We start from the raw sequence: 2,517 nt of genomic DNA, 5'->3' as shown, positions 1-2,517 counted from the left end.
TCACCTCGCCGACGGTAGAGACCGCTCCGCACCGTCACATCACAAACCCCTGCGGATCACCCCAACGAGGCACCCTCACAAGATCTGCACCCATCCTGATTCAATGGCGACGGCTCTCCGCCTGCATGAATTGCGAGGTGAAAGTAAAGGGCGGTGGTGGAAAGCGTCGACAGGATCCTGACCAGCCTCAGAAGGGCGACGCCGAGGATCGAGGGCAGGAGACGTCCCGCAGTCAGCCGTCGGTATCCACACGAGCGTCCGTCATGCCCGGGTGACGGTGGTGGGGTCGGCGTGCCATTCGCGTCCGCCGTGCTCGGGGGAGATGAACGCGATCGGGTATGTCGTCTCAGCCAGATTGAAGTTTGTGCCTGACCTTCAAGTAGTTGACCTGCAGACCTTCACCGACTGAGAAGGTGGTCTTGATCGGTGATGGCCAGGTTGTGGCCAAGCTCCAAGGCTCTGACCTTTGAAGCTTCAAACTTTGAGACACCCCTTCAATCTCATTGAGACGCCTTTTTGTGAGCCGGGAGTCTGAGAGGGGACAGGGATCGTATCTTGTTGGGGTCTTCGCGGGTGTGATGGTGTTGCAGGGCTGGCGTCCTGCCGAGGGGCGGACGATCACCCCAGTAGCGCTCCAGTTCGAGCCGGATATCGTCGCGATGTCAGGGGCGCTGGTTGGCGAAAGCGGCCACCTTCGTCACGCGCGGGTCTTCCCTGGGATCTCTGTGCCCCCGGCGGCGGCCTCACGCCCGACCAGATGGACCTGCTGCGCGCCATCGACCGCGCACCTTCCGGCGCACGCTGAGCGCCTTCTCGAGTACGCGGACACCGACCTGACGGACTCCATCACTCTAGGCATGCGAGCGGACATGCAGGGCTACGCTTGCGGGGTGCTGCCGGCCCCATGTGGCATCACCACCCGGGACCTCCGGCTCCCCCATGCCAAAGGTCCCGCTCTGGCTGGAAAGACGCGCCCGACCGGCTGTCTCGCGTGACCTGTGCGCGCTACGGGAGCTTGGTGTAGGCCGCCTGCACCTCGTCGGTGATGCGCCGCAGGGCAACCAGAGCGCTGGGCAGGAGAGCGTTCACGTCCTCACTCCAACTGGCCAGCACCTTGCCGTCCTGCTGGATCTCTGCCGCCAGGGTCGTCACGGTTCCCATGAGAAACCCGCCCAGCACGAGCCGACGGCCCGCCGCATCCGGCACCGTGCTCGACAGCGCCATGCCGTCCACCCCCATGTCGTACTCGGGATCGTCGGGATCGTCCGGGTAACCGTGCGAGTCGATCAGCCGCACATTCTCCGGATGCCGCTCACCCAGGGCGGGGGCGAGCCATCGGTCGCTCTCACCGTGCTGCGCTGTGGCCAGGCGCCGCAGCTGCGCCGGCAGGAGCCGCCGCAGCTCCTCCTCATGGCGGCGTACGTCGGCGGTGGCGGCCTCCAGAGCCCGAAAGCCCCGCCGCACCGCGGGGTGGGCGGGTGTGACCGGCTCCGGATGCAGCTCCAGCCACGCGGCGAGCTCGTCGCGGAAGGCCGACATGGTCAGCCTGGCGCCCGGCTCGTAGGCGGTCGCCGCCTCCATCACTGGTGCCAGATCCATCGCCGCTTCTCCGCCCTGCGGCCACAGCGAGTACTCGTTGCCCTGCATGTAGTGAGTGCCCTCGGGCGGATACTGCAACCCCTTGGCCAGAACGAACAGCGTCTTGGCCAGCGACCACACATCCGCCGGGTACCCAGGCGTACCCGGCTCGGGGAACCGCATCTCCGGAGCGAGGAAGTACAACGGCCCCATCTTGTGGGTGGCGCTGGTCAGCTGCGGCCGCTGCGGCCACGCGGCAATGCCGAAGTCCGCGACCGCCGGTCGGCCCTGGTAGTGCAGGAGGTTGTCTGGCTTGATGTCCCGGTGCGAGATGTCTCGTGCGGCCAGCTCGGCCAGAGTGCCGGCCACGTGCCGGATCGCCTCCACCACCTCGCGCAGCTCGGCCGGCCGGCCGCCGGGGCTGAGAACGTCACGCAGCTTCCTGGCCTCCGGCATGACGAACCACTGAGGCGGATCCTGCGGATCGGCGTCGAGCACCGGCACGATTCCCGCGACCTGGTCCTCAGCCAGCTGCTGCATGCGCCGCGCCTCCTCCTGGAAGCGCTGCAGTGTCATCTTGCTGACCTTGCCGCCCCTACCCTTGCCCGGCCGCGGTGACTTCAGCACGCCTTGCGTCCCGTCCTCGTGCCGCACGAAGTGGACGTGCTCGAAGGACTTCACAGCACGGATATCACGCCAGGATCCCCACGAACGGGGGGAAGTTGCAGACATGCCAGGCAATGTAGAGCACCACAAGCACCGTCTGTGCCCTCTTCTTCCGGTTGCTGCCCACACCATTCAGCGCAGGCCCGCTTCCCCGGTCTGGCACCGGAGCGGGAGAGCGCGGTGTCAATCCCCTCGAAGTGTGGAGTCCTTCCTATGCGGCCAGCCCCACAGTGAGGCCGGTCCAGTACTCGCGTTCGTAGTCGATCGGACTCT

Annotated in this window: 1 protein-coding gene; it reads right to left on the bottom strand. The window is 66.5% G+C overall.

Translation table 11 applies throughout. From position 1 onward, the window contains the following. Positions 1 to 1,005: 1,005 nt before the first annotated feature. Positions 1,006 to 2,259 carry a protein kinase gene (locus tag ACIQZO_RS40405; RefSeq protein ID WP_403636404.1) on the bottom strand — a complete coding sequence of 418 codons (1,254 nt, stop codon included), beginning with the start codon at positions 2,257 to 2,259 and terminating at the stop codon, positions 1,006 to 1,008. Between the last annotated feature and the right edge of the window lie 258 nt (positions 2,260 to 2,517).

The sequence above is a fragment of the Streptomyces sp. NPDC097617 genome (genome assembly GCF_044761485.1).
Taxonomy (GTDB): domain Bacteria; phylum Actinomycetota; class Actinomycetes; order Streptomycetales; family Streptomycetaceae; genus Streptomyces.
Note: the sequence above shows the minus strand (reverse complement) of the source record. Positions and strands in the feature narration are given on the sequence as shown.